This is a genomic window from Haloarcula sp. S1AR25-4, assembly GCF_031624555.1.
Lineage (GTDB): Archaea > Halobacteriota > Halobacteria > Halobacteriales > Haloarculaceae > Haloarcula > Haloarcula pellucida.
Genome location: NZ_JAMQOR010000008.1, coordinates 1 through 26,028 on the forward strand (window position 1 = coordinate 1; position 26,028 = coordinate 26,028).

The 26,028-nt window shown below is 53.5% G+C and carries 20 protein-coding genes; 11 read left to right on the plus strand and 9 right to left on the minus strand.

The window, feature by feature from the left end:
• Nucleotides 1-1,520 (minus strand): DNA methyltransferase (locus NDI85_RS20495; RefSeq protein ID WP_310916835.1); only part of this gene is annotated, 1,520 nt, incomplete at its 3' end.
• Nucleotides 1,521-1,722: 202 nt separating this feature from the next.
• Here NDI85_RS20495 and NDI85_RS20500 point away from each other — a divergent pair.
• Nucleotides 1,723-3,888 (plus strand): Eco57I restriction-modification methylase domain-containing protein, encoded by a 2,166-nt coding sequence (locus NDI85_RS20500; RefSeq protein WP_396275604.1) that lies wholly within the window; start codon nt 1,723-1,725, stop codon nt 3,886-3,888.
• A 29-nt stretch (nt 3,889-3,917) separates the two neighbouring features.
• On the opposite strand, the gene NDI85_RS20505 is transcribed toward NDI85_RS20500, so the two are convergent.
• Nucleotides 3,918-7,730 carry a helicase-related protein gene (locus NDI85_RS20505; protein ID WP_310916837.1) on the minus strand — a complete coding sequence of 1,271 codons (3,813 nt, stop codon included), beginning with the start codon at nt 7,728-7,730 and terminating at the stop codon, nt 3,918-3,920.
• Between the two features lie 299 nt (nt 7,731-8,029).
• Between NDI85_RS20505 and NDI85_RS22410 the strand changes: the two genes are divergently transcribed.
• Both NDI85_RS22410 and NDI85_RS20510 read left to right on the plus strand, forming a co-directional pair.
• Nucleotides 8,030-8,257: a hypothetical protein gene (locus tag NDI85_RS22410; protein WP_396275601.1), complete on the plus strand. Its 228-nt coding sequence runs from the start codon at nt 8,030-8,032 to the stop codon at nt 8,255-8,257.
• Between the two features lie 172 nt (nt 8,258-8,429).
• Complete coding sequence (locus NDI85_RS20510; RefSeq protein WP_310916838.1) at nt 8,430-9,455, plus strand: orc1/cdc6 family replication initiation protein; 1,026 nt, start codon at nt 8,430-8,432, stop codon at nt 9,453-9,455.
• 183 nt (nt 9,456-9,638) lie between these two features.
• On the opposite strand, the gene NDI85_RS20515 is transcribed toward NDI85_RS20510, so the two are convergent.
• Nucleotides 9,639-11,159, minus strand: a complete 1,521-nt coding sequence (locus NDI85_RS20515; protein WP_310916839.1) for a DUF6338 family protein — start codon at nt 11,157-11,159, stop codon at nt 9,639-9,641.
• Between the two features lie 40 nt (nt 11,160-11,199).
• Nucleotides 11,200-11,676, minus strand: coding sequence for a hypothetical protein (locus NDI85_RS20520; RefSeq protein ID WP_310916840.1), 477 nt, complete (start codon nt 11,674-11,676; stop codon nt 11,200-11,202).
• A gap of 713 nt (nt 11,677-12,389) precedes the next feature.
• Between NDI85_RS20520 and NDI85_RS20525 the strand changes: the two genes are divergently transcribed.
• The 5 genes from NDI85_RS20525 (at nt 12,390) to NDI85_RS20545 (ending at nt 16,846) form a co-directional block, all read left to right on the plus strand.
• Entirely contained in the window at nt 12,390-13,325 is a 936-nt protein-coding gene (locus NDI85_RS20525; RefSeq protein ID WP_396275602.1) for a hypothetical protein, read from the plus strand.
• A 2-nt stretch (nt 13,326-13,327) separates the two neighbouring features.
• On the plus strand, nt 13,328-13,648 hold the full coding sequence (locus NDI85_RS20530) for a hypothetical protein (protein WP_276278809.1): 321 nt from the start codon (nt 13,328-13,330) through the stop codon (nt 13,646-13,648).
• Between the two features lie 26 nt (nt 13,649-13,674).
• Nucleotides 13,675-14,085 carry a hypothetical protein gene (locus NDI85_RS20535; protein WP_276278810.1) on the plus strand — a complete coding sequence of 137 codons (411 nt, stop codon included), beginning with the start codon at nt 13,675-13,677 and terminating at the stop codon, nt 14,083-14,085.
• Nucleotides 14,085-15,026, plus strand: coding sequence for a hypothetical protein (locus NDI85_RS20540; RefSeq protein WP_310916841.1), 942 nt, complete (start codon nt 14,085-14,087; stop codon nt 15,024-15,026). Before NDI85_RS20535 ends, NDI85_RS20540 begins: the two co-directional genes overlap by 1 nt.
• A gap of 77 nt (nt 15,027-15,103) precedes the next feature.
• On the plus strand, nt 15,104-16,846 hold the full coding sequence (locus tag NDI85_RS20545) for a helicase HerA domain-containing protein (protein WP_310916842.1): 1,743 nt from the start codon (nt 15,104-15,106) through the stop codon (nt 16,844-16,846).
• On the opposite strand, the gene NDI85_RS20550 is transcribed toward NDI85_RS20545, so the two are convergent.
• From NDI85_RS20550 to NDI85_RS20565, 4 genes are read right to left on the minus strand one after another with little or no spacing between them, the layout of a single operon-like run.
• Nucleotides 16,847-17,833, minus strand: coding sequence for an AAA-associated domain-containing protein (locus NDI85_RS20550; protein WP_310916843.1), 987 nt, complete (start codon nt 17,831-17,833; stop codon nt 16,847-16,849). It abuts the gene before it with no gap.
• Nucleotides 17,833-18,234: a hypothetical protein gene (locus tag NDI85_RS20555; protein ID WP_310916844.1), complete on the minus strand. Its 402-nt coding sequence runs from the start codon at nt 18,232-18,234 to the stop codon at nt 17,833-17,835. Before NDI85_RS20555 ends, NDI85_RS20550 begins: the two co-directional genes overlap by 1 nt.
• On the minus strand, nt 18,221-18,625 hold the full coding sequence (locus tag NDI85_RS20560; RefSeq protein ID WP_276278815.1) for a hypothetical protein: 405 nt from the start codon (nt 18,623-18,625) through the stop codon (nt 18,221-18,223). Before NDI85_RS20560 ends, NDI85_RS20555 begins: the two co-directional genes overlap by 14 nt.
• Entirely contained in the window at nt 18,618-19,019 is a 402-nt protein-coding gene (locus NDI85_RS20565; RefSeq protein ID WP_310916845.1) for a helix-turn-helix domain-containing protein, read from the minus strand. The genes NDI85_RS20560 and NDI85_RS20565 overlap by 8 nt, the downstream gene beginning before the upstream one ends.
• A 478-nt stretch (nt 19,020-19,497) precedes the next feature.
• Between NDI85_RS20565 and NDI85_RS20570 the strand changes: the two genes are divergently transcribed.
• Nucleotides 19,498-21,648: a type B DNA-directed DNA polymerase gene (locus NDI85_RS20570; RefSeq protein ID WP_310916846.1), complete on the plus strand. Its 2,151-nt coding sequence runs from the start codon at nt 19,498-19,500 to the stop codon at nt 21,646-21,648.
• An 894-nt stretch (nt 21,649-22,542) separates the two neighbouring features.
• Nucleotides 22,543-24,042, plus strand: a complete 1,500-nt coding sequence (locus NDI85_RS20575; protein WP_310916847.1) for an AAA family ATPase — start codon at nt 22,543-22,545, stop codon at nt 24,040-24,042.
• Between the two features lie 514 nt (nt 24,043-24,556).
• On the opposite strand, the gene NDI85_RS20580 is transcribed toward NDI85_RS20575, so the two are convergent.
• Nucleotides 24,557-24,883 (minus strand): hypothetical protein, encoded by a 327-nt coding sequence (locus NDI85_RS20580; protein ID WP_121513347.1) that lies wholly within the window; start codon nt 24,881-24,883, stop codon nt 24,557-24,559.
• Nucleotides 24,884-25,021: 138 nt separating this feature from the next.
• Between NDI85_RS20580 and NDI85_RS20585 the strand changes: the two genes are divergently transcribed.
• The gene (locus NDI85_RS20585) at nt 25,022-25,945 is read left to right on the plus strand and encodes a MarR family transcriptional regulator (RefSeq protein WP_310916848.1); all 924 of its coding nucleotides are present in this window, start codon (nt 25,022-25,024) and stop codon (nt 25,943-25,945) included.
• The last annotated feature ends 83 nt before the right edge of the window (nt 25,946-26,028 follow it).

The window sequence follows — 26,028 nt, forward strand, 5'->3', positions numbered from 1 at the left end:
ACCATCGAGAGCCACAATCGAAGTTTGCAGATCTCGACGGCCCCTTCATCAATGTCTACCCCGTAGAGATTATTCAGAATAACTGTCCGCTTCGCGTATAGCGAGGGCCCTCCCTGTCCTTTATTGACCTCTTCTAACTCATCACGTGTGCGGGAATCTAACTCCCACCCCTTATTTTCACTTTCGAGTTGCTGGAAGTACTCGAGACACTGCATATAGATATCCACCAACACATCCTGTGCAGCGAGCAGAAACGCACCACTACCAACTGCTGGATCAAGGACATGCGCCTCTTTCAGTATGTCGTGATACAGCGTTTCGACGTGCTCCGTGTCTACGTTCTCAGTGGGTACCTGCTGAGTCATCGTTCCGCCATCTGCTAATGCCACTTCACTACTACCGGATTCTACACTCGGGAACCCGAATACGTCGTCAATTTCGTTGTATTCGGCATCTACGACGTCATTGAGTTGGTCAAGCAGGTACGGGTGAATCGTCCGGCGGGACATGAAGCCGGTAATCTCCTCAGGGGTGTAGTAGGCGCCCATCTCTTTCTGGTTGACCGTCTGTTCGAAGATATGCCCGAGAATGGCAGGCGAGAGGTTCTTCGGATCAACGATATCAAGGCGTTCGTCCACATTCCAGTTCCACCCCGACAGGAAATTCAAGATCTCGTCGAAGAGCTTGTTCGTCTCCTGAGCTGACTCACCAAGCTTTGCGTCCGAGAACTCTTCCTCAACAGGGTTTTTGGCAAACAGTCCACCGTTCAAGTACGGGAGGCTACCGAAGTCGGGGTTCTGCTTATCTTCTGCAAGGTAGTCGAAGAACAGCGGCTGATAGAAGTTTTCGTAACGGTCTTCGCCGTCAGCCACTACCTCGCTAGGCTGTTCGTGAAGGTAGTTTGGGTTCCGGTCTAGCAGGCGCTTTTCCTGTATGAAGTACAGGAAAATCATCCGATCAAGGATAACTTGCACGTAGCGTTGCTTCGCATCGCCCCGGTCACTTGGGATACCGGAAACTTCCTGAACGAGCTCGGTGCGGAGGTCTTCGAACTCCTCGTAAAATTCTTTGACTACTTGTTGCGTATCGTACAGCGTATCATAAATTGCAGCTGAGGAACCGTATTCGATCGAATTGAGCTTCTTCAGAACGGTGTTCTTTTCTCCACTATCTCTTGTGAACTGTTCTTTGGTGAACGAGATTTTCTGATGCTTGATACGACCGTGCTGCTGACCTTCCCAACTGCGCGTTCGGGTGAGAAAAGTAAATTCATTGAATTCGTTCGTGGCGACGAGGTTCGTGTGTCGGGAACGGTTGTCTGGTTTGAAGTCGGTCGCTGATTCACCAGGGCCTGCGTTGACGAGTACAACGAATTCGTCATCGGCTAGTTGAAGGACAAGTTCGTTGTCCTCTCCGAGATTCCGACGGGGTTTCAGTCCACGTTTCTCAAACGAGTCAGCGATATCCTGTAGAGAGTCCCAGCTCGCGATATCGGTCGCGGTGATTTGCTGGAGAGCCATGGGTCATTGAAGAAATCATAACGTAATGAATGTACGGATAGCAACGATTCAGTAGAGTTCTCACGAAGTCTTTTCCCACAGAACCCATCTCAATTGATTAATCCAGTTTGGCTATCGCTATCTGAGGTCCGGTAATGCAGCTGAGCTAAACCCCATAATTGCGTTATGATAACTAACCAAACGTGATTACTGTGGGGTAGACATTGATGAAGGGGCCGTCGAGATCTGCAAACTTCGATTGTGGCTCTCGATGGTCGCGGATATCGAAGACGAGCCCAACGAGGTCGAACCGCTGCCGAATATCGATTTCAATATACGCCAGGGGAATACACTCATTGGGTTCACGGATGTCGAAGAAGTAGCCACTAAGAGTGGGGATGCATCTCTTTCGAACTACGGCGGTGGAACTGGGACTGGAATCAAAGAGATGTACGAAGGGGTGATCGAAGCCATTGAACGTCACCAAGATGCGACAAGCTCTAAAGTCGCTACAAACGCGCGGAAGCTAGCAGAATCCCGGATTGAGTCTCACAGTGAGAAACTGAATAAAAAAATTCTCGACCAGTTCCACGATGCGGGTATCGAGGAGATTGGTGAAAAGACACTAGAAGAATATCACCCGTTCCATTGGGTGATTGAATTTCCTACGATCTACCGAGATGGTGGGTTTGACATCATCATCGGAAATCCACCCTGGGACGTACTCACACCGGATCGAAGTCACTTCTTCCCCAAGTACGACGAGCGGTTCAGAACCCGACTTCCAAGTGAAAAAGACAGAAAAGAGGAGGAGCTTCTATCGAATCCTGACATCGCAGCTGAATATGAAGAATTCAAGAAAAATATGCAGATTCGGTCCGATTATTATAACTCATCAGACCAATATAAACTGCAGAAACCGACAGTTGGTGGCCAGACAGTCGCAACCGAAACCGATCTCTCACTGTTGTTTTTTGAGCGAGTTACGCAGTTAGCTGGTTCAAACTCGTATGTAGCGCAAATCATGCCTGGCAATTTCTTCCTTGGGGCTACTGCGAAGGATCTCAGAAGGTATCTGATTGATAAGACCAGTGTAGAACACTTTGTGCAGTTTGAGAATAATGGGATTTTCCAAGGGCTACATGGACAATATAAATTCGCGATTTGTACATTCAAAAACACCGGAGCAACTGAGAATGTGGAAGGTGGGTTCGCTGCTGGCGATACATCGATACTCCGGAACTTCGACCAAAACTCGATTAATATCCCAGCAGAGGTTCTGCTTGAATACTCGCCCGAGTCACGTATCTTCCCCTTCTTCCGGTCACAAGAATTGATCGACTCGCTGTCTAAATTCGTAGACCACCCTCCAATTGGAGAGAAAGTTGGAGACGATTGGTTTGTCTCTTTGTACATGAAGGAGCTTGACCGGGCAAATGACTCCAATCTCCTCATAGAACAACAAGAGGACGGCGATTACCCAATTTACGAAGGAAAGAATATGCACCAGTTCGCCTATGATGACACCTCCGTCTTTGACATCAACCCTATATCTCTCTGGGGAGTGGACGAAGGCGATCCAGACCGAAGTGCGAAACACAGAGTTCGGATGAAGAACTTCCGGTCACGTGATCCTGATGCAAGTTTGAAAAAGGCAATCTACAACAAATTCGATGGATCAGGCTCGCAGAAGTCGTTCGTCAACGATCTGCTTGAGCAACATGGTCGACCAGAACTATCAAAGGAAGATGTGCTGCTTGACTGCACGAAGTACCGAATCGCTATTCGAAAGATTACGAATAGCACCAATGAACGGACATTAATCGCGGGGGTCATTCCAAAGGACACCGTCACTGTACACAGCATCGCCACAGTCCGCCCTCATGTTGTGGAACCAACAGAGGATGATCTCGGTAATTACCCGATGCACAGCGCCTACGAAGAGGTGTTTACCGATGAGGAATTATTCGTCGTTCTTGGATTATTGAATAGCATCCCAATCGACTACCTGATGAGGACAAAGATCGACACCAATATCGTCCAATACAAACTTAATGAGACGCAACTTCCTCGACTCACTGCCGGTGACAACTGGTTCAATTGGATTTCTCAGCGTGCGGCGAGACTGAATTGCTATGGAGACGAATTCTCCGGAATGCGCGACCGCCTCGGTGGTATTGATCCAGCTACTGATGCAGAAAAACGCCGGGAGTTACAAGCAGAGATCGACGCTGCTGCATTCCATGCCTATGGGATGAACGAAGAAGAGACAAGATTCATACTCAATGATTTTTACCAGGTAGACAATCCAAAGCTAATGGATGATCCCTATTTCGATCTCGTGTTTGAGAAGTACTCCGAGTTAGATGAAGAGGGGCCTTACCCGTAGGTCCCCTCACTATAGGTTACCGAACTTAGTCAGGTTCCGATAACGCCCCAACACATTAGTCTGGCCTGTACCTCGCTTTCGCCTACGAGTTTAGCTTGGTACTCTGTTGAACTTTCTACGTTTTCTTCAAGAAAGAGTTCAAGCTGCTTCAAGAATTCTACGGGGGGCCACTCAGGGAACGAGTCATACTGATCGTTATGCCGAAATGTATTCCGAAGAATTCGGTCTTCGTCAGTATTTGCTAACTTCACATCTTGAAGCGTCTCACGAAGGTCACTAGCCCACTCTTCAAGGGTCTCGTAGTCATCTCTCTGAACAGATATCTCACCGTGGTTTGGCTGTAGGTAGTGAGCAATAAAATCGAGGATGGTCTCTTGCTCTTTCGAGAATGCCTCCCCCTGCTTGAATGCACCTTCGACTTGCCCTTCTCGAATCGCTTCCAAACGGTCATCGAGAACATCCTGGATTGCCTCACGGTTTGACAGCACGTTCTCAGCGTCTCCAGTGATCGGTTCACCACCTACCGATGGATCAATCTTGAGCGTACCAACAGGACGCTCCTTTACGTCGTCAGTGAACGGTTTGTAGTAGAACCCCCGACGAACACGCCCAAGTGGTGGGTTGTGATCTTCGTCATCAAACCAGAGGTGAGCAAGAGCAAACACGCCGGGCCGTGGCCCTACATCGTGGTCGGTTACGTTCGTGTACAGGCGTTCGCGCTCCTCTGGGGCCTCTTCGAAGTAGTCTGCCGCGTATTCAAAGTCGTCTTCTGAAAGTCCGAAGTCCTCGTTCAGTTCCTTCTTGAGCAAGAATCGCTCGTAGGCCGCGTGCTCGTTACTCCCCGCATTTCGAAGGAGGGGATTCTTACTCGTGTCATCAAGCTCGTTCACGTCATCGATTTCTCGGGACTTCTGAAGCGAGTCTTCGATCTCATCCACCTGAAGTTCACCAATCGTCTTTTCGGTGTCGACACCCGTCTTCTCCAGAATCTGGTCCTCATTCGGGTCTAGAATATTATTCTCTTTCCCGACGATGAGCGCGATGTCGTTGATCTTTGCCTGCAGCCGCTTCAGGAGCTTAATCGCAGCTTCGATATCTCCATCAGGATAGAAGTTGTGGACGTACTTCTCCTCAGTACTCCCGATCCGGTCGATACGCCCCACACGCTGAACGATCCGCATCGGATTCCACGGAAGGTCAAACGAAATTTGAACTGCGACGTCCTGGAGATTGACCCCCTCGGATAGGGTATCGGTTGCCACGACGTACTGTAGTTCCGATTCACCGGACTCAGCCAGCGTTTGCTGATACCCCGAGGCCTCCGGTGCAAATCGCTTGATAACGTCTTGTTTGTTGTCGTCACCACCTTTGACGACGGCACTATTCGCCTCTGTTACCGGGGAGTCAGGGTTGTTGAGGAGCGTTCGATGAACGTAGTCCGCGGTGGCACGGTACTGGGTGAAGACGAGGACCTTCTCGTCATCGTATCCATAGAGTACGTCCGCGAGCCGCTCAACCTTCGGGTCACGAAACTCCCGTAACGAGAATACCGCCTCATAGAACTCCCGCGTCGCCTCATCGACGTCAGTCAGGTCACTTTGCGGGTAGAGGATCGGGTTTAATTCCTCTTCGGGGACGTCCGGAAGGACACCGACATTATGATCGTGAAGCCACTGCCGTGTCGAAACAGCTTGATCGCTCAAATCGCCAGAATCCTGTGCGATATCGCCGATGAACTGGGACAAGAAGTAGGCGAGAAGCGTCAAGTCCTCTCGAATGTACGTCTTCACCTCACCGATTGTCGCATCCGTCAATTCGTCTGGGGTATCACTCTCAGCTTCCTCATCGGCACGAACAGCGGTCGTATCGAATCCGAACTCTTCCAGTGTCTGTTCAAGGTCTTCGGCGGCATCACTCCCCTCCACAAAGTCATCAAGCGTCTCAGATTCTTCGTCGTTCTGTGCCGCGCGCAGCATATCGATTTGCTCGTCTTCTGGAAGCCCATCAAGGAGGCCGAGAAGTTGCCGTTCACTCTGATGAAGGGTTTCAATGGACTGTACGAACGCGTACGTCGAAGATTCCAGCCGCTTGAGCAGATTCAGCTTGTATAACGCTTTTAGTGTGCCACCTGCTTTCGGGTTCTTCACCGTGATATGCGGGAGGTGAAGCGCGTCCATTACGTCCGGCAACATTCGGTATACCGGCTGGTACGCCGCAGGGAGCGAGTATTGCTCCTTGCTTAGCGTTGGGGGCTTGAAGCTCATTTCGAAGTCCTCCCCATCTTGGATCTGGTCTTTGACGTGCTTCCGCGTTCGAAGCACCATCACTTCGTTCAGAATCTTCGAGATCTCCTCCGAGTGCCGCTGAAGTTGCTCGGTGATTTTCCGTTGTTCTTCCTCACTGGCTTCCTCCTTGCCAGCAGCGATCTTCTTCCGAGCCTCCGAAAGCTCGATGTACTCTTCGAAGGCATCGAAATCCAGTGACGCCTTGTTCCGTAGTTCCTCAGGACTAGTGAACAGACTAATGAGATTCTCTAAGTCGGTCGCTGAATTGTTGATCGGTGTTGCTGTCAGCATTATCATCGTCTTCCCGCGGAGCTGTCGCAGATTTGCATGTCGACGAGTTCCCTTGTAATCGTCCTCGTCATTAGGGTCCGGCCGCCACTTGCCGTGGTTCCGGAACCGATGAGCTTCGTCAATGAGTATGACATCGAATCTGTCTTTGAGGTCCTGTACCTCCTCATACGCGAGATTCTGGAACTTGCTAATGCTCATCACCTCCAAGTGAGTCCCATCGACTTCGAGGCCGAAATACGGATTGCCGTCTTCATCAGTATCGTCTTGAAGAAGGTCTCCCCACTGTTCGGTGAGGTTCGCAGGTACAATGAGAAGGCAGTGATCCCCTCGTTGACGGTAGTCGTGAAGAAGTTCACCGCCAATGAACGATTTCCCGAGCCCGACGGAGTCAGAGATGATACAGCCGTTGAACTGGGAGAGTTTCTCCTTCGCGCTTTCGTATCCGAGTGTCTGGAAGTAGTACAGCGGGCTATCCCGGATGTTGACGTTCCCGCTCAGTTCGTCGTATGCGAGAAGTTTGTACAGCTCGAATGGTTCAATGTACGTGCCTAAGTCATCAGCCGTCTCTTCATCATCTGGTTTCTCTTCCTGGTGATCCTGCCAGTCTTGGTACTTGTCGCTGTTCTCAATGATCCGGATGATCTCTTCGCTGAAGTCCTCGGCATTGGCCCACTGGTTATCGTACCAGTCTTCGAACGCCTCTGCTTCAGGACGGTCTTGACTCGTAAGGTTTAGTTCGATATTGTTTCGGTGGCCACTCGCGGTGAAGTTTGAAGACCCGACAATCGTCGCACAGGGACGCGTATCCGTATCGTCGTCAGCTGCCCAGTCATCATCGTCCTGTGGCGCTCTAAATGAGGCTCCTTTGGCGTGGAAGTAGCCGTTCTCTGGATTTCGCACACGGACGCTAACCTTGTCTTCGGCTATGAAGTCTCGCAGCCGGTCCAACCGTCCTAACTGCGCGTTGTTGAGCTCCTCGATGCTCTCTTCGACCTCATCTTTGAGCTCGTCACGTAGGCTTTGGCCCTCTCCGATTTCATCTGCTGTATTCCGATTCGTTTGTCGCCCCATCAAGATACGAAGGGGCGCGTGACCAAGTTCGTCTGGGTCGGCGAGTTGTTCGAGATCTTCTCGATACAGATCGAATCCAGAAAGGTAGAAGTAGCCGGTAGCGATTCGTGCTTCTTCGATTTGTGGGATGATCTTCCTGTAGACATCTTCGACAGTCCGGTTGGCGTTATCGACGAGAGGAGGGAGAGAAATCATCGTGTTGCCGAATGTATCCCTCAAGGTGACTTAGTATTTGGTGAGAAAAATTGAGTCGTCTATCGGCTCACCATTGACAGAATTATGTAGTGGTAGTGTGCAATTCAGGATGAAACCGAGTTTATGAGAGATCGGAATTGGCGAGGGAGGCTCTCTACGTGGACTCATTCCCTCATAGTTCGATATGTCCTTCTTACGATTACCGCGGTCGCGGTAGCTGCGCCACTGACCTCCCCCCTCACTCCGACTGTCGAGTTCGAGAAAGGCGTCCACGAACGAAAATACCTCCGGAAATAAGAATGACGGACCACCAGTACGAAGAGGGTGATTGCGTCCGAATCGATATCCCTGACGAGACGGACCCTGACTACGATCGGTACCACGGTCGTCACGGCGAGATCGTCGCTATCTTGGAGGACGATGCTGGCGTCGTCACAGGCGATTCTCGCGATGCTGTTCTGTATCGTGTTCAGCTTGAGGATGGAACGAAAACTGATGTCCGGTGGCGGGATCTCCGGCCATACTGAGGTGTCGTTCTAACGTAATTCCGGAAGTTCCCGGAAGCCTGTGTTTTCCACAAAATGAATCGCGTTACAGCTCGGGGAGAATCACAGATGGAACGGGACTAACTGAATCGTTTCCGGAAATACCCCAGTCACGTTTTTAGTACTAGCCAGAAAACCAGTCTATCAAGCAAAGATGATCCGCGATGCTCGCGTTCTCCGCACCGGGTTCGTTCCTCGGGAAGTTGAGCATCGCGACGCCGAAGTCAACCACCTCTCCAGCGTTCTTGAGCCCATCACGAACGGAGAGCCCGCCGACACGGCCATCGTCACTGGACCCAGCGGCGCTGGCAAGACCTGTATCTCGAAGTTCGTCACCGAACGACTCCGGGAAGAGGTCCTCGACGTCGAGACCACCTACGTCAACTGCTGGCGCAACTACACCCGGTTCCGTACGCTCTACCAGATCCTCGACGACCTCGGCGCGACCATCGACATCCACCGGCAGTCGACGCCCCATGACGAACTCGTCGATCGCCTCCAGCAGCATGACGGCCCGCGAACCGTCGTCATCCTCGACGAGGTCGATCAGCTCGAAGACCCCAGCGTCATCTACGACCTCCACAGCCTCCCGCAGTTCGCGATCATCTGCATCGCGAACAAGGAAGAGGAGCTGTTCAGCCGCGTCGACGACCGCCTCGTGAGCCGGCTGCGCTCCAGCGAGCACGTCCGGATGGACAAGTACCACGACGAGCAGCTGTACGATATTCTGAGTGCGCGGGCGAAGTGGGGACTCGACGAGGACGTCATCACCGACGACCAGCTCTACCGAATCGCCGACGCAGCCGCCGGCGACGCCCGCCTCGCAATCGGCATCCTCCGAACGGCCGCCGGCAAGGCCGATCGCGAGAACCACGAGCGCATCACCGACGACATTCTCCTGAACGCCGCCGAGGATGCTCGGGCCCAAATCAAACAGAAGAGCCTCGATTCACTCACGCCGCATCAGCGGGTGGTCTACGAGATCGTTCGCGAGCACGGCCCGCTCGGACCGAGCGAGATTCACGAGGCCTATACAGAGGAGGTCGACGACCCACGGACGAAACGGACTATTCGCACGTACCTCTCGAAAATGGAGCAGTACAACCTCCTCGAGGCAGAAGGCACAAGTCGGGATCGGGAATACTCGCTCGTCGACTCGGCAGCTGCGTCGCCAATGTAGTGACGAGGGAGTCTACTCCGATCCGCAGCAGGATTCGCCGAGGCCCGATTATTTGTGGTCAAGCAGCTCGACAACCTGGCGTCGTCGTTGGCGGGATTGTTGACTCGGATCGAGATCTCGTAGACAGCCAAATATCCAGATGTAGCGTCGACAGACAGACTGTACCCGTCTAACCCTGGGTGGTCAGAAATTCATCGCTTTTCGATACTGGTGATATACAAACCAAATCCCGAGTGCAAGCGGCAAAATAAAATAGAGAAATGTCGGATTTCCCCTACTCACGTATGCTGGGATGTGGAGCAAGCTGAGGGCGCAAGCTGCTGTCATACCTATGATAATCGGCGGCTGTATCTTTTTTGCCCAAGTGATCCGGCGAGAGGGGCCTCCTTGAATCACCTCGTAAAACATCAACGTGGATACAATGAGGAGAATACCCTGTTGAACCGGTGCCTGTGAGAGAATTTTTGGAACAGTCACTGGGTCACTAACAAGCGCAATCCCGAGTAGTGTGATTACAGAATAAATTCCAGATCGAGCCCGTTTTAGTGTGGTTGCATAAACACCGACACTCCCAATTAGCAGGCCCGCAGTAAGGACTGCAGTGGCACCGAGATAGCCTTCGATAAGTGAGTTACTGAAAAACAACCAGGTCCCACTATACAGCGCTGAGAGCGTGAAACCCACTGTAGGTTGCCAAGGTGAAACTTTCTCAAGTGATAACGAGAGAAATCCGGCAGAAGTTACGAGGAGGAAGGCAATCCACAACACCGCGAGAAGGAAGGTAAACGAGAGATTCATAGAAAATCTCGGAGGAGCCATAACACGCCACTCAAAAACGGCCAAAGTGACACCGATCAGTATGAAGGGCCCGACAGTAGCAACCGTCGAACGACCGAACTGATGTGGTTGTGTCCATAATGCTGCAACGATCTTATCCGGCCATAATCCACCAATCAGCGTCGTGATGAACGATTGTAAGCGATCTGGCTTATCGTATGTCGCTTCCGGATCAAGGTTCTCCGGTTCCTCTTGGTCTGTAATAGAGATTCGACTGATTTCTTCAGCGTTGATATAGATATATCTCCCCAGTGGATGCTTTTTTACTATTTCACCCGCGTCGTTATCAACGAGACGAGTTGGAGAACGGAGTAAGATACCGGCCTCATCTGCAGTATCGCGCTTAATCCCAGCTTTCCCACGAAACAATTCTCCTGATTTCGTCCGAACATCCACGCGTTTGCCCGGGGCAATATGATCAAAAAGTAGCTCTCGATTTGAGTCTCCAGCAGTAATTCGAACTTCATCGAGAAAATTGTACGCGAAAGCCCCATACAGCGCGCCAATAACCGAACTCAGTACAAAATGGCAGGCATATCCAAACGCGAGTCGTTCCAACCGCAGTCCTGTTTCACTCCCAGGAGGGAGCTGAGTCGATTCAGAACTGGTGACTGGCTCAACACGAACAATATCGGGGATCAGAGTGAGGTCATTCGTTAAGAGGAAGACGATTGCATACAGAATCGCAACAGACAGCGTGCTAATTATCCAACTGTACGCAACCGTATCTAATCGATCATAGTCGTCTGTCCGACGAGCAACATACTGTCGAATTTTGAGCCCTGCATAGCCCGGGAGAATGAACACTGGGAGCAGGAGGACCGCAACAACATTCGGAAATGAAAACCCACCCAGCTGCAATACCAAGAACGGCTTCCCAAACAAAGATGGTCACCCAGATCTCGCGTTACCGCTTCGAATTAATCGTATACTCAGGATATGCTTCATAGACCTCATCAAGCAATTCCAACAGTGGTATCGAATTGAATTCGTCAAGGACCGCGGAGACGCGACCTCTCATATCCTCATCAGTCAATATATCAGTGTCTGCAATTGCATCCTCATCTTCGTCAGACCAGTGGTAGACCTCTTTCTCGTTACCGGCCGGAGTTTCTTTGATTTCACGCTGGATAGTCCCCTGCTTTGCAAGCTCGTCTAACCAGTCATGGAGTTCTTTTGAATATGGCCCATAGTTGTGTGGTTTGTAGTCAAACTTCTCGTCGTCACTTATTTCGTCCATATTCAATAGATCGCCCTCTTGGAGCAGGAAGACTAGCTTCTGAAAACGGGTGATTCCCTGGATTTCATTGTCACTGGCCAATTTCAGCAGTGCTAATGGAATCGCCCGCTTCGTTTCGTTTGTCGGCTGCCCAAGGTTCAACATAGTCGTTCACCCCGTATCCATAGCCGTATACGGTACTGTTAGCGGATACTACCTAGCACGAGTTTGTGGGCGCGTAAAAAAGTATCTGGTGGTGGATCATTTATATACACATAGATAGTTGCTTCTGATTCGGAGCCCAGAAATCCCGCCGGAACACAACGAAATTGCTGAAATCAGGCTTGAAGTAGTGTTCAGGCAGCAAGTCGATCGAACAGTAATGAACGGCCTTGTTGAAACCCTCTTGCAGTCGTGCGGTTTCGTACAGCGGCAGGTTTCGGCTGCTTCGGTCGAGAACAGTCAGTAGAGAGTCTCTCTCGAATGTCAACAGAGAAGGGTTTCAACAGAGCCTAATGAACGGAACAGATGATTCACCACGGCGCTGGTCTCCTGTATCTGGCTGACTGTCATAGTTCTACTTCCTTTGTAACCCCGCAATCATCGCTCAGCAGGGTCAACAATCTCCTACGCAAGAGCGACCTTTGGTAAGTCTTGGACGTGCTCAATATTTTAACCAACAAACTTTCTCGATAATTCGGAGTGTTGGTTAACCAGAACAGCAGTGGATAAGCCTTATTCTGGAAACCTTCTTGGAAACAGTCAATCGTTCGTGGAAATACGACGACAGAGAGCTGGTTGCTATCTATCTCGTGCCTTCCCTGAAACACGGAAGCGCCACGCCGCGGCTTATCGGGAACGTAGTCAACTAGTCGAGTATGGGAGAACACTCAACGTCGAACCGATTGGCGGTGGACCAGCCGACACGGGGCGCAGACCGCAATCGGTCCCTTGCTGACCAGGCCGATCCGGCTACGGACGAGATGCTGCTGCCGCAGTTCGACGACGGCATCACCCTGCTCGACGTCGAGGGAGGCCGCGGCGTCCCGATCCTGCAATCGCTCGTGCTCGACCATCTCCTCCTGCACGACGGGCCCGCCTTCTGGGTCGACGCAAATGGTCACGCGACGACTACGACACTCGCCCAGATCGCGCCCAGTCAACGGCTACTCAACCGAATCCACGTGGCACGCGGATTTACCGCCTACCAGCACTACGGCGCCGTCTGTGATCTCCCGGAAGCGGTGAACAAGTCGATCCAGACGTCCACCGCCGATGACGGGGCGGCCGGTCGAGGGGCGCCAAGGCGTGACGAGAACACGTCGCCCCACACCCCCGCCCTCATCGTCGCGCCGGCCGTCGACGCCCAGTACCGCGCCGACGATACCCTTGGCGAGACCCACGCAAAAACCCTCCAGACCCGAACTCTCGCCCGGTTGGCGACCTACGCCGATGGGTACGACATCCCGGTGCTCGTTACGCGAAACGAACGAAACGAATTCACCGAGCCAGTCGTGACGGTCGCCGACCATCACCTCGAGTGCGAACAAACTCGGATGGGCCCACGGGTCGTCGGCGAGGACTTCGAGACGCTCGTCTATCCCGTCGACGACGGCGCGTACTACCAGACGACGTTCGCGTACTGGCGGCAGCTGCTCGCGGCACGCGCCACGCAGGTCGGCGTGGAACCGACGACGTCGACGCCGACTCCCGAGGGCGTTGGGACGGGCGTCACAGCTGACGGTGAAACGGTGGCGGCTACCGCGGATCCCCTGCTCGATGCATGGACGGCGACAGGGACAGGAGGGCGATAGCGATGGGACGCACGAACCCGACGTACCGAGATGCACTGCGGGCCATCGAAGAGCGCTGGGCAGAGTTCCGGCAGGCACTGCGGCGTCGCGACCAGCCGCGCTTCGACCGGCTGTTCGAGTACGCCCGCAAGCACGCCGACGCGAGTGGGCTGTTGAACCACCAGAACCCGCTGCTGCCGGCGCTGCTCAGCATCGATCTCGAACAGGAGGCCCGCCTCGACGACCACGAAGAGCGCCTCGGGGAACTTGAGACCGCACTCAAAAACAAGGGCGGAAGTACCGAGAGGCAGTCTGGTCACGACTCCAATGACCGGGAAGTTTGATTATGGGAGTATACAATAGGACAGATATGGCAAACAAAGAGCAAGAAGAGAATCCCTTAGCGGATTTGTATGTCGATGCCAGTGAGGATCGGGAAAGAATACGGGACGCGATCTCAGGCTTGATCGGAATTGATACCGAAACCGCAAAGCCAGTCCTGCGCGAAAAGTTCAGTTCCTCAACATCGAAGAAGCAGTTTACAGCGCTTCTACTGTATCGGCGAGCCTTACTGAGCCTTGATGAGCTTGAAGAAGAGGAGACAGTCGGGCAAGACTCAACCTATTTTGCGGACCTGATTGGTGTTGACGACAGTACCATCCGACACGCAGCGACCGATCTGGATTTTGTCGTTAATGACGACGAACAGGGAGGGTACCTCATTCCGCCTCATAAGACCCATCAGGCTACGAAATGGCTTAATTCAGGCGAGGAAGATTGATGAGTTACGCGACACCCCGAAAGGACGCCTCCGTAGGAAATCTACTCTCTCTGTGTGAAATTCTTCGAGAGGGCCCCCTCCCTCGCGAGGAAATATATGAGGAGGCAGACATCGGGCGAAGTTTAGTTGGCGATACAATTGAATACGGGAGTCGACTGGGATTCCTAACGGACTCGGAAGAGGAAATTAAAGCGACTGAACGGGGGATTGGTGCAAGCTATTGCGACGAGGGGGATAGTGATCTTGAAGAACACATCATAGAAGGGCTCAGCGAGCATGATCTCTACAGAGATGTACTCGAAACTCTGGCTCCAGAAGCACAAGACAGCGGGGTAATTACAAAGAAAGATGTCCTCCGGACCTTCCGAACCGAGATGGGATTGAGTGGGAGTGAAAGCACGTTAGGAGATGCTGCAATTACTTTCCTGCAAACACTCGATGCTGGTGGGTGTGGGGACTATATCGTCGGTCGACGTGGAAAAGAATCTCGGGTAGAGGTTACGGAGGACTTCGAAAATATCGTAGAGAAGATAACAACCGTAGATACTGAAATTGGACAGAGTGACCGAGACGCGTCTCCGAAATCGAGTGCTAATCCCGAAGTTGAACCAGACACCTCCGAGAGGGATATCCCATCTCATCGAAGTCCGAATCAGGACGGGAGGGGCCAACACAAGTCAGTGAATCGAACTCAATCAGACTCGTTCACTGTCAGTCTAGAATTGAGCGGTGATGATGAACCCGAGAGTGTTGAACAACTGATTCTCGCAATACGTCGCGGTCTCGAGAAGGATCTCAGCAACGAGTTAGCGAATACGGGTGGAGTAGGGGGTGATTCTGCAAACAATCAAGATTCTGAAGAGGATTCAGACTCTACAGATCAATCACTAGATTCTTTCATGAGTCAGGATACGACGAATGAGGAAAACGGAGGCGAATAGCGAGGAAAGGTCCAAAATATGACAGAAATAGTATAGTTTTTACGTTAACAGCCCGTGGGTTCTCCTAAGAATGGCCTATGTCTAATCAGGCCGCTTCCGGGAGTGAAGCTTCGGAGGCGAGCTCCCAAGATGAAATCCAGATTAACGAAGCGGGAGACACTCTTCCCGTCGTCGAAGTTCTTACTGGAAGAGGGGTGATTTTAGGCAAATCAGGCAGCGGGAAGAGTAACACGGCAAGTGTCGTCGTAGAGGAACTGCTCGAAGACGGCTATCCAGTACTGATCGTCGATGTCGACGGGGAGTACTTCGGGCTCAAAGAGGAGTATGAACTTCTACATTTAGGAGCGGACGAAGAGTGTGACTTGCAGGTCGGGGCTGAGCATGCAGAGAAGATCGCGGAACTCACCCTCGAGGAGAACATCCCCGTCATTCTCGATGTGTCCGGGTATCTCCACGAAGAAGACCAGAAAGAACTAATCAAAGAAGTCGGGCGACATCTCTTCGCGAAAGAAAAAAAGCTGAAGAAACCGTTTTTATTCCTTATTGAAGAGATTCATGAGTATATCCCAGAGTCGGGGCTCGACGATGCTGGGCAGATGCTCATCAAAATCGCAAAACGAGGGCGAAAACACGGTCTCGGGCTCTGTGGCATCTCACAACGTCCCGCAGATGTCAAAAAAGACTTCATCACCCAGTGCGACTGGCACGTTTGGCATCGTCTGACCTGGGAGAATGACACGAAGGTTGTACGCAGAGTCTTGGGGCCGGAATATGCGGAGACAGTCAAAGACCTCGATGATGGTGAAGCGATCCTCCATACGGACTGGAATGACCAAATCAGGCAGGTTCAGTTCCGTCGAAAGTATACCTTTGACGCAGGGGCGACACCGGGGCTGGAGGAGATCGAGCGGCCGGATTTGAAATCTGTCAGCAACGATATCCTCTCGGAGCTGGAAACGATATCCGAAAGGAAACAGGCCGAGCAGAGTGAAATAGAACGCCTCCGATCTGAGCTGGAATCGCGTGAGGAGCACATCAATGAACTTCAAGAAGAATTAGAGAGGTCTCGTGATGTTAGTGACCTCGCAGAGCGGTTTACTGAAGCTCTCGTTGAGGCTGATGGCCAAAGAAAATCTTCGGAGACGATTGAGGAAACCGTTGAAGAGATTCGGGAAGAAAAAAACGAGCAGATACGTTCGCTACAGGAGGAGAATCAGAAGCTCCGCCAGGAGAACCGAGAGCTGCACAACCGAATTCAGGAACTTGAGGAGGCCGCCGATCACGTCGAAAGCATCGAGGCCCTCAACGAGAATATCGAAGAAGTGTCAGAAGCGTATCTTCGATTGGGTGAAGCACTCGGTCTGGACCCTCAAGAGAAAGAGATAGAACAGCTCCAAGAGCGCGTTCAAACGCTTCAAAAAGAGCTGTCGGCGCAATCAAACCCTACAACCGAGCAGCCCAGCGAAACGGCCGAGAAGAGTGTTCATACCTATCAAGAATTCCTGAGTGACGAAGCCATCCAAGACAAAATCACGTCTGCAAAGGATGATGCAACGTCACCTCGGTACGTTGAGGGGGTCATCACAGCCATAATGGCGCATAATGAGTCAGTTACCTACGAACAAATCGCCGATGAGCTCAATATTAGTTCCACAGGCCATGTGGCCTCTGCAGTCAATGCTCTCCATAGTCGGGATGTCGTAACGAAATCAAAGAATGGTCGGGTCACAGAAGTCGACCTGAATATTGACGATCTCGATGAAATTCGTGCCGCTGCTGCTCGTCGAGAGGCCTCAGAAGAACTCATAAGCAGTATCTGACTACGGCGTAGCGGCTTGATTATCAAGCTCTGCTGACAGAACTAATTCTCCCTGGGTCTCGTCTTCTGCAATCTCAGTGTACGTGAGCCAAGGGACGAGTCGATTGGCACGAGTTTGAACGGTGACCTCACTCCATCCTTTAAGGTGGGTTTCTGAAACCCGATTCATCACAGTTTCCGCACTGAACCCCCCGTCTGGAGCTTCTTCACAGAATGCTTGAACTAACGGGATCTGTAACAACTCATCAGCGAGTATCGATTTCCGGTTGCCAATGCTGGATTGTTGCAACTCTCTTCCTCGGTCAGTTACAACCGGACCAGTACGAGTATAGTCAGCAATCCCAAGCGCATAACAGGTCGATAGGGTCTTCTCGACCGTTTTTGTAGACATCTCCGTACTCGCCTCCAAATCCTCACGAGAGTCTGCCCTTGAGATGCGGGGGAGTAACTCAAAAACCTTCTCCGGGGCAACGCGGGGACAGTTTGCTCCCCGCGGATTTTCTAAGGGCTCTGTTTCGACCGATACCTGTTCGGGGCTCGAAGCGAGAACGCCGTCAGATCTAGTACCGAGATCAAGATAGCTAATCCAATGGGCATAGACAGAGCCATATGATCGAAAAGTATCTTCAGCCGCAGCACCAGATTTAGTCTCGAAGCTAATTAGCCGACCAGCTTCTTCGAACGTCATTGAGTCGTCCTGAATCTGATTGAGGAGCTTTGAGACACCCGGAAGCTCCTCAAAAGCCTCGCGTAGAGGGGTGAGATCCTGCAGTTGGACGACCCGCCTCGAGTCTTCAGTCACTGACAGGTGGCCATCTTCTCGGTTCACGAGACCGAGAATGACGCCATCGTGAATTTTGTTCATAGCTGTCTTACGCGAATTGCCGAGCCCTTCAGCGACTTCGTCAGTAGTAGATGCCCCACTAGTGATTTCTCCGAGGACATCTTCCGTGTGCTTCGGGCGCCTGAACAGCCGTTTCGTAGTCATTAGTCCCCACCCCCCATCGCATCCTCAATTTCATCAAGAGCCTCCGGAAGGTTCTCAACGAGGACTTCGTGTTTACTTTGCCCCTCCTTCGATAGATACCCCGCTTCGCGAAGTTTCTGAAGGTAATTCCGAACCGTGCGGTCACTCTTGTCGAGACGGCTGTAGAAGAACGACGACTCCAGTTCTGGTTCATCCACGAGGTTGCCTTCATACGCGAACCGTTGCCCGATGAAGTACACCAGAATCTGGAGTTCGGCATCGAGCGACCGGGCCCTGCTGTCAAGATTGATAGTCCCGTCACTATGCAGGTCGAATAGTTTCTTGACGCGGTCAAACTCCGATTCTAAGATCGTCGCATCGTCGACGACGATCTCCTCGTTGATTCGCTCACTCAGATCCATTGTTTGAACCCTCCTCGACGGTTTTTAGGGCGGTCGCAGTCAGTTTCCACAGCTGTGCACGTCCGTCACTACCTGTCCGAAGAATCCAATCACGATCCTCCATACGGCCCAGTACGTCGCTCATATTACCTGCAGGTTGGACTCGACACTCACGATAGGCATCCTCGATATCACCAACCGTGAACTCGTCAACCCCACGTTGGGTTTCAAGGTAGTACGCGATATAGAGGGATCGCTCAGTGTGACTCGAAGGATCGTTCTCCTCAACGAACTCCCTGATGTTCGCTCCAGCGGTTGGCTGGTCTGTCCCATCGAGTCGATTTTCGAGCTCCGTGACTCGCTGCTCCAGTTCCTCAACCTGTTCTTCGAGGCTCTCAGCGCTGTCACTCATCGGTATCATCCTCGTTGATATAGTCACGGACTTGCTCGATACTATGCGAGGGGATTCGATAGGTACCGTCGTCACCCTCGATCAGGCCCTCATTATCTAACTCCCTTACAGTGGGGTACACCGTGTTCTGGTTAACCCCACTTTGTGTGCTAATTTCCCCGGGAGTCATCCACTCGGACTCGACCATATCCAGTTCCGAACGAGCCTTCTGTGCGAGCAGTACTATCAGCGTCTTATTCTTTGCCGTCTGATCCCGAAATCGGTCTTGAGGGATAAGGTCTCCACTCTGTTTGCCAATTCGGATGTACTCCTCCAGTAGATCATGGAGGATCTCTTCATGCATCTGTTCCTCGTCAACGAGCAAGTTTTCGAGCGTTTTCTGGTTCTCGGACATCGACGTTTTCGATTCACACCCCCATATATTTAGTTCTTTGGCAATCTTGTCTCTTTGGCCACTCCTCCATCATCTCGGAAGCACCCACGTTATATAAATGATTCCGGTTATTGGCCACGCTTTAGAGATTGCCAAGTTGCCAAAGCCGTTTGAAGGGCGAGATGGTATAAATGAAGTCACCCATTTCGGGGATGGCTTGGAGGATCCGTAGGTGAAAGCGAATATTGGTTAGGAAGCATATCATGTTGTCATCCTGTCGCTTGTATTATTAAGCGTTCAATGATTTCATCAACAGATGAAGGCTTGTTCGAGTACGGTGGTTAACACTGGTAGACGAATTCCGGAAATCATTCCAGAAAAAGGGAAAATACTCAAAACAGCAGTATGTGTACTTGAGAAGGGTTTCTGAAGTCCGTTCACCAAAATGCGGAAACGACACGCCACGGCTTATCGGTGAGTCGACTATCCTAATGACATAGTGCCATTCAACATCGACTTTCTGGACGACGGCCGCGTCCTGGAGTGGGAGGCAACTGCCGACGGCGCCGTCGCGACCGAACGCGATGACTACACCCCACGCTTCTACGTCGCCCCTCGCGACCCTGATGCCGACCTCGATCTCACGACACTCCAGTCGGTGTACGACCAGCACCCGGACGTCGTCGCGACCGAGATGGTTACGCGACGGCCGGGCTTTCGACGAGACGAGGAGGCCGTTCTCGCAGTCGACGTCGCCCACATCGACCGCATCACTCCACTCGCCCGGCAGGCGCGTCAGCTGTCGGACTATCCAGTCGGGGATCTCGCCTGCTTCAACGTCGACTTCTCGCGAGAGTTCCGATACTGTCTGGAGACCGGCGCCGATCCGACGCCGGCGAGCGAACTGTCGACGCTCCGGCTCAGCGTTCCGGTGACCGAAACGAGCAACGACGTCTATGGGCAGCTGTCCGTCGCCGGTGACGCCGTCACCGGCTCGCCGACGGATCTCCTGACCGCCGTCCAGGGGGCGCTCGAATCACACGATCCGGACGTCCTGATCTGCTCGACGAGCGAGATCGTCCCTACTCTGTACAAGATGGCGACGGCTGCCGGCGTCGACGACTTCTCGCTGAGTCGGTGGCCGGACATCGACTACCAGCAGCTCGCGAGCCGGTCGACGTACTCGAGCTACGGCCGCGTCGGTCACTCCCCGGCGCGGTACAACTTGCCCGGCCGGGTGATTATCGACGAGTCGAACACGTTCTTCTACGGGGAGACGAACCTCGACGGCGTCCTCGACCTCGTGTCGCGCTCGAAAAAGCCCGTCCAGGAGCTCGCGTGGGCGTCGATCGGGAACGTGCTCACGGCGATCCAGATCTGCGAGGCCCACGACCGCGGCGTCCTCGTCCCGTGGAACTCCTGGCGCCACGAGTTCTACAAGCCGATGGGGACGCGCCACGATGCCGACCGCGGCGGCTTCATCTTCGCACCCAAGGTCGGCCTCCACGAGAACGTCCACGAACTCGACTTCTCTTCGTTGTACCCGAACATCATCTGTACCCGGAACGTCTCGCCAGACGTCATCCGGTGTGACTGCCACAGCGATCGCGACGACGTCCCCGGCCTCGGATACTCGATCTGCGACGACCAGGGCTACCTCGTCGACGTGCTACAGCCGATCATCGACGCTCGCGACGAGATCAAGGCGGCCATCCGTCGCGAGAAGGAACGAGACGACCCCGACGAGGACCGTCTGGCAGAACTCGAGGGACGGTCGGGAGCGCTGAAGTGGTTCCTCGTCGCCTGCTTCGGCTATCAGGGGTTCAGCAACGCGAAGTTCGGCCGCATCGAGTGCCACGAGGCGATCAACGCGTTCGCTCGCGAGATACTACTGACGGCGAAACAGCGGCTGGAAGCTGGCGGCTGGCGGGTCGTCCACGGCATCGTCGACTCCATCTGGGTGACTCCGGACCCCGACGTCGACGACGATGACCGCGAGACCCTCGAGACGCTCGCGACGGAGATCACGAAACGCGTCGAGATTCGGCTCGAACACGAAGCCCACTACGACTGGGTGGCGTTCGTGCCACAGCGCGAGAGCGACGCCGGCGCGCTGACGAAGTACTTCGGGAAGGTCGCCGGTGACGACGAATTCAAGATCAGAGGTATCGAAGCCCGGCTGCGCTCAACCCCGCCGTTCATCGAGGACGTCCAGCGGGACTGTCTCGACCGGCTCGATGCCACGCGGTCACCGGACGCGGTGCTCGGACGGCTCGAACGAGCAATCGACGAACTGCAGGCGGGCAACGTAGCAGTGGAGCGGCTCGTCGAGCGGAATCGCGTCTCCAAGCCGCTGGAAGGCTACTCACAGAATACCCAGAACGTGGCCGCCTTGAAGCGAGCCCGCGAGCAGGAACTGGCAGTCCACCCGGGCCAGGATATCGAGTACGTGGTCGTCGACGACGAGAAATCCTCGCGAGACCGGGTCGCCCTCGCCCACGAGGAGATCGAGACCTACGACGCCTCGTACTACGAGACGCAGCTGATCAGAGCGGTCGAGAGCATACTGGCACCTCTTGACTGGGATCGGAACGATATCCGACGAGAGCTCAACGGAACACGTGTAGTCGGTATCACGGACTGGACCTGACGAACCCCCTCCCCCCTTTTTCGAGTTGTAAACTCGTGGCCTCGGGGAGGGGGTGAACAGCAAGAGGAACTGCAAAGCGGCCGATAGTGGCGAATATGCACAATAGACAGGGTGAACACCTCATCTTCTAACTTGTAACTAGAAATGCGAAAGTTTATGTTGTACGTTACCTTACCACAACCGCACTAGAGACAAAGAAAGCAAATCGTCTAGCTCCGGCTAGACGATTGAGATCTCTGGAGTAGATGACCTCTTCATCTCGTCCGTGGTTCTGATCCCGTGTACTATCACATTTCATCGCCTCTACGGCAACTTCTGTTACCTCAACGCTCGTTACATGGCGTCTGGTGTGGCCTGTTCCCATCGACTTACAACTCGAAAAAGGGGGGAGGGGGTGAAACATTCGAGATCACCGAAGCGGCTTCACCAGCAATCATGTCCGAAACCCGGTATTCCTCTCACTCGTGAATGGATCCTACGAGCGTCGTTCTTTCGCAGCTATTCTGGCGCTTACTACTCGAAAACGGGGAGTGTGAGTAAGTCCGTATCACCCAGAGCATCATTTACAAAATCCAGATTATGTGGATTTTGCTTCGAGACTCACTTCGACTTCCTTCTCCTTACAACGTGAGGGTGGGAGCATCGAACCAGGTGTGTTACCGCCTCCCAAAATCTTACAACTCGAAAACGGGGGGTCCGGGTCATCGAGGAAGATCGACGACAGCGAGTTTCGTCGAACCGTTACAACTCGACAACGGAGGGTGATAGATTCCGAAGACGGTATCTGACTCATCCAGAGGATACGGGGCTGTAGTCGTTAGATAGCCTGTTTTCGCCCGGTTACAACTCCACAAGGGTCCATATTTTTATACCCAGGGTTCGAGGGGGTTCATAATGGGACGAGAGGGACGTAGAGCAGGATCGAATAATCCGGAAGGTGAGGAGGATCGTCAATCTTCTGCTGCTGATCCTGAAACTCCTGCATCGACGGATGAGGAGGTGGCCTCTCCTGGCACGTCACAATCGACCTTCGAAAACGGATCAGATCCCGCTGATTCGGCTCAAGAAGCAACTAATGGCGACGGTGGTGGCATCTCAATTCGTGATCGACTCCAAACCGAGTCGTCCGGTGGCGTTTTCGCGAACAAAGACCTCGTCCGGTCAGATACCATCATCGACGAGGACCGTATCGTCGGTCGTGACGACCAGCTAGGCCGTGTCGTCGACAATCTAAAACCGGTTCTCCAGAATGAAGGGATCCCCGATATGCTCCTGAGCGGCCCATCTGGAACGGGGAAATCGCTCATCATTCATGCAGTCTGCAAACAGATCGTCGAACTGTGTGAATCCCAAGGCAAGACCTTTGGGGTCATTTCAATCAACTGCGAGGGGCCAAAGACCGCAGATAGGGCTGTCTATCGGTTAGTCAAAGCTGCTGCCGACGATCTCGGCGTTGATCCTGGTGTTCCCCAAACCGGCGTCTCAACGGATCAGAAGCTGGAGCGACTGTACGAACTCATGCGAGAGTATTACGACGGTGTCATCTTCATTCTCGATGAGATCGATATGCTTGAGGGGCCGTATCAGGAAGCAGAGTACAATTCTCTCATCTACCAGCTTTCACGGGCTCGCAAACTCGCCGACTTTGATGGTCCCATCTCGCTCACGACGATCACGAACTACGCCGACTTTATGAAGGACCTCAACAGCCGCGCACAGAGTTCTTACAACCCTGACGACATTTTCTTCGACGATTACGATGCGAACCAGCTCCGTAGTATTCTCCGTAACCGGCGGGACGCCTTCAAGCCAGACTCACTTGCAGATGACGTTGTTCCGCTTGTTGCTGCGTTCGGCTCCCAAACGCACGGGGATGCGCGGAAAGCGATTGACCTCCTCAGATGGGCTGGTGAATTAGCCGAGCGGCGTGGGGCTGACACGGTTATCGAGACTGATGTCCGTGATGCTCAGGAAAAATACACCGAAAACCGCAAGCTCCGCCATATCAGCGGCATTTCGACTCAAAAGAAACTCTCCATCTACGCTGTGGCGGCCACTGCCCACTACGCAAGAGAACATCCTGAGTGGATCCCTGCTGGACCTGCGTTCAAGACGTATCAATTCATTGCCGATACGATGGATGCGGACCAGTACAGCCGCGAGACGTTCGTAAATCACGTCACAGAGCAGAGTACGTACGGTGTACTGGACTTCGAGCGTCGGGGCAAGGGGCGAGGCAGAGGAGTGCATATGTATTTCTCCCTCTCCGAGGATCCGGAAACGATCATGGAGACGATCCGTGAGGATTCCCGGTTCGAAGATCTAGCTCACGAGGAGGCGACTATCAGAGCGGTTGTCCGCGAACGGCTGAAGCAGTTCCGGAGTAAAAACTAATCTCGCCCGTATTCTCCTCACACTTACTTCTCGAAAACGGGGGGTGTTCGTATCCCTCGTGGTGCGTTACAACTCGAAAATGGGGGGTGTCATTCGTCGGGATGTCTCGTTACTACTCGAAAACGGGGGGTGGGTGAGCCAAGAGATTTGACTTGCCGGTCGATGTACTGTGCTTTCCCCTTTCCCTCTCCCATTTACAACTCGAAAACGGGGGGTGTGTCCTACGATTTCTTTGTCGTCGGGACCATCGATTATGGGGAGACGGTGGAGAAACGACGGAAACGCGGGGGGTGTGGTCCCTTCAAAATCAGCGTCACCCCCTCCACCCACATCCAGTTACGACGGAAACGTGGGGTGGGTGTCCTCCCTCATCGAGTTTTACTCGTCCGGGGTGACCGGACCCATTCACACTGAGGGGTGTTGGACAAACCGATCCCATTCACACTCTGGGGGGTGTCGCCTGCTACGTCTCTACTAGTACTGAAAAGAACATCAGACTACAGTTCAATCTCGTCTACTCGTCGGGATTCACTGGCCCCTTGTACTTCGACGTCACCGAATCTCCTTCCCGCCACTGCCAGTAGTAGTAGCGGTTGTCGTTGATTTCCTTGATCGTGATCGTCGCCTTCGCTGGCACGTCGTCCGGGAGGTCATCGGGGCGCTCCTCGACGTCGGCGTCGTCCGCCTCTTCCTCCTCGAGACGAGCTTCACGCTCCTTGTATTCGGCCAACGCCTCGGCGTAGCTGGCAACGTCCCGAAGATGCTCCGATGTGGCTTCGTTGAGCGTGTTGACGATCTCCGTTGGGAGGTTCGCCGGTGGGGTCGGGGGTTCGTAGGACATCGGCTGCTCTCGTGTTAACCAACACCACCCACGACTCCATAGTTTTGTTGGTTAAGGCGGTGGAGACGGCTCTCGTGTCTGCTCGTTGTAACACTACTCGAAACTTCTTCATATACGAGTTTCGTAGTCTGTTACACTGTGCTCCGGCGCATCGAACTCGAGGTCCTCGCCACGGTCGACCGCGGCGACACGATCACCGAGCTCGCGACGAAGCTTGACCACAGCGAGAGTTACCTCTCTCGTGCCGTCGCCGGCCTCGTCGAGAAGGGGCTCGTCTACACGGAACGCGATGGCCGGCGAAAACGAGTCGTCCCGTCGGACGCTCGTGCCGTCGAACGCTACCAGGACCTCGTCCGCCAGCACTCCCACATCGGCTTCCCCGAGCTACTGACCGGCAAAGCACTCGAGGTGCTGTACTACCTCGACCAGCCGCGAACCGTCTCCGAGATCGCCAACCGGAGCGACAACTACCGCAACACGGTCAACCGGGTTCTCAAGCGATTTCGCGACCGTGGGCTCGTCGGGACGGCCGACGGCCACTACGAGTTCAACGCCGACTTCGACCGCCTCCACGAGTTCGCCCGGGAACTCACACACCATCTCCATCGCCAGCGCCTCGAAGCCGTCGCCCCGAAAGGCACGATTCTCTGGGAGGACTACGACGAATTCCTCGCCCAGACCGAGACGGAGATCGACGTGGAGGCGTTCCACGAAACCGGCCTCGCTCGATTCGCGGCCTTCGACCTCCAGTTCCTGCTTACCGGCCACCGCTACTACCTCTACTCCGAAGACCTCGACGCAGTCTCGCCGGCGGAGCTCTGCTGTCACACGCTGCTGATCGACGACGGTAGCCGCCACCGCTCGTACTGTCTCCTCCTGCTCAGCCACGTCGACGTCGACGAGGCGGCCCTCCGAGAGCAGGCGGCGACGTATGGTCTCGAAGACGAAATCGACGCCTTGCTCCGCTACCTCGAGACCCACGGCGAGGTCGACAACGACCGGCTCCCGGAGTGGGACGAGTTTCGGGACCTGGCGGCTGACTACGAGGTGGACTTACCATAACCCCTATCGGGACTGCTTGGCTTCGAATTATCCCCTGAAGACTGCAATCAAGACCAAGAGTAGGACAATGCCGATTCCAATGT

What these genes read in the sequence shown, in the direction of transcription:
- NDI85_RS20510 (WP_310916838.1), top strand. Translation starts at nt 8,430, where the DNA reads ATGATCCGCGATGCTCGCGTTCTCCGCACCGGGTTCGTTCCTCGGGAA.
- NDI85_RS20580 (WP_121513347.1), bottom strand. Translation starts at nt 24,883, where the DNA reads ATGTCCTACGAACCCCCGACCCCACCGGCGAACCTCCCAACGGAGATC.
- NDI85_RS20520 (WP_310916840.1), bottom strand. Translation starts at nt 11,676, where the DNA reads ATGTTGAACCTTGGGCAGCCGACAAACGAAACGAAGCGGGCGATTCCA.
- NDI85_RS22410 (WP_396275601.1), top strand. Translation starts at nt 8,030, where the DNA reads ATGACGGACCACCAGTACGAAGAGGGTGATTGCGTCCGAATCGATATC.
- NDI85_RS20525 (WP_396275602.1), top strand. Translation starts at nt 12,390, where the DNA reads ATGGGAGAACACTCAACGTCGAACCGATTGGCGGTGGACCAGCCGACA.
- NDI85_RS20545 (WP_310916842.1), top strand. Translation starts at nt 15,104, where the DNA reads ATGTCTAATCAGGCCGCTTCCGGGAGTGAAGCTTCGGAGGCGAGCTCC.
- NDI85_RS20550 (WP_310916843.1), bottom strand. Translation starts at nt 17,833, where the DNA reads ATGACTACGAAACGGCTGTTCAGGCGCCCGAAGCACACGGAAGATGTC.
- NDI85_RS20530 (WP_276278809.1), top strand. Translation starts at nt 13,328, where the DNA reads ATGGGACGCACGAACCCGACGTACCGAGATGCACTGCGGGCCATCGAA.
- NDI85_RS20565 (WP_310916845.1), bottom strand. Translation starts at nt 19,019, where the DNA reads ATGTCCGAGAACCAGAAAACGCTCGAAAACTTGCTCGTTGACGAGGAA.
- NDI85_RS20575 (WP_310916847.1), top strand. Translation starts at nt 22,543, where the DNA reads ATGGGACGAGAGGGACGTAGAGCAGGATCGAATAATCCGGAAGGTGAG.
- NDI85_RS20560 (WP_276278815.1), bottom strand. Translation starts at nt 18,625, where the DNA reads ATGAGTGACAGCGCTGAGAGCCTCGAAGAACAGGTTGAGGAACTGGAG.
- NDI85_RS20540 (WP_310916841.1), top strand. Translation starts at nt 14,085, where the DNA reads ATGAGTTACGCGACACCCCGAAAGGACGCCTCCGTAGGAAATCTACTC.
- NDI85_RS20555 (WP_310916844.1), bottom strand. Translation starts at nt 18,234, where the DNA reads ATGGATCTGAGTGAGCGAATCAACGAGGAGATCGTCGTCGACGATGCG.
- NDI85_RS20535 (WP_276278810.1), top strand. Translation starts at nt 13,675, where the DNA reads ATGGCAAACAAAGAGCAAGAAGAGAATCCCTTAGCGGATTTGTATGTC.
- NDI85_RS20505 (WP_310916837.1), bottom strand. Translation starts at nt 7,730, where the DNA reads ATGATTTCTCTCCCTCCTCTCGTCGATAACGCCAACCGGACTGTCGAA.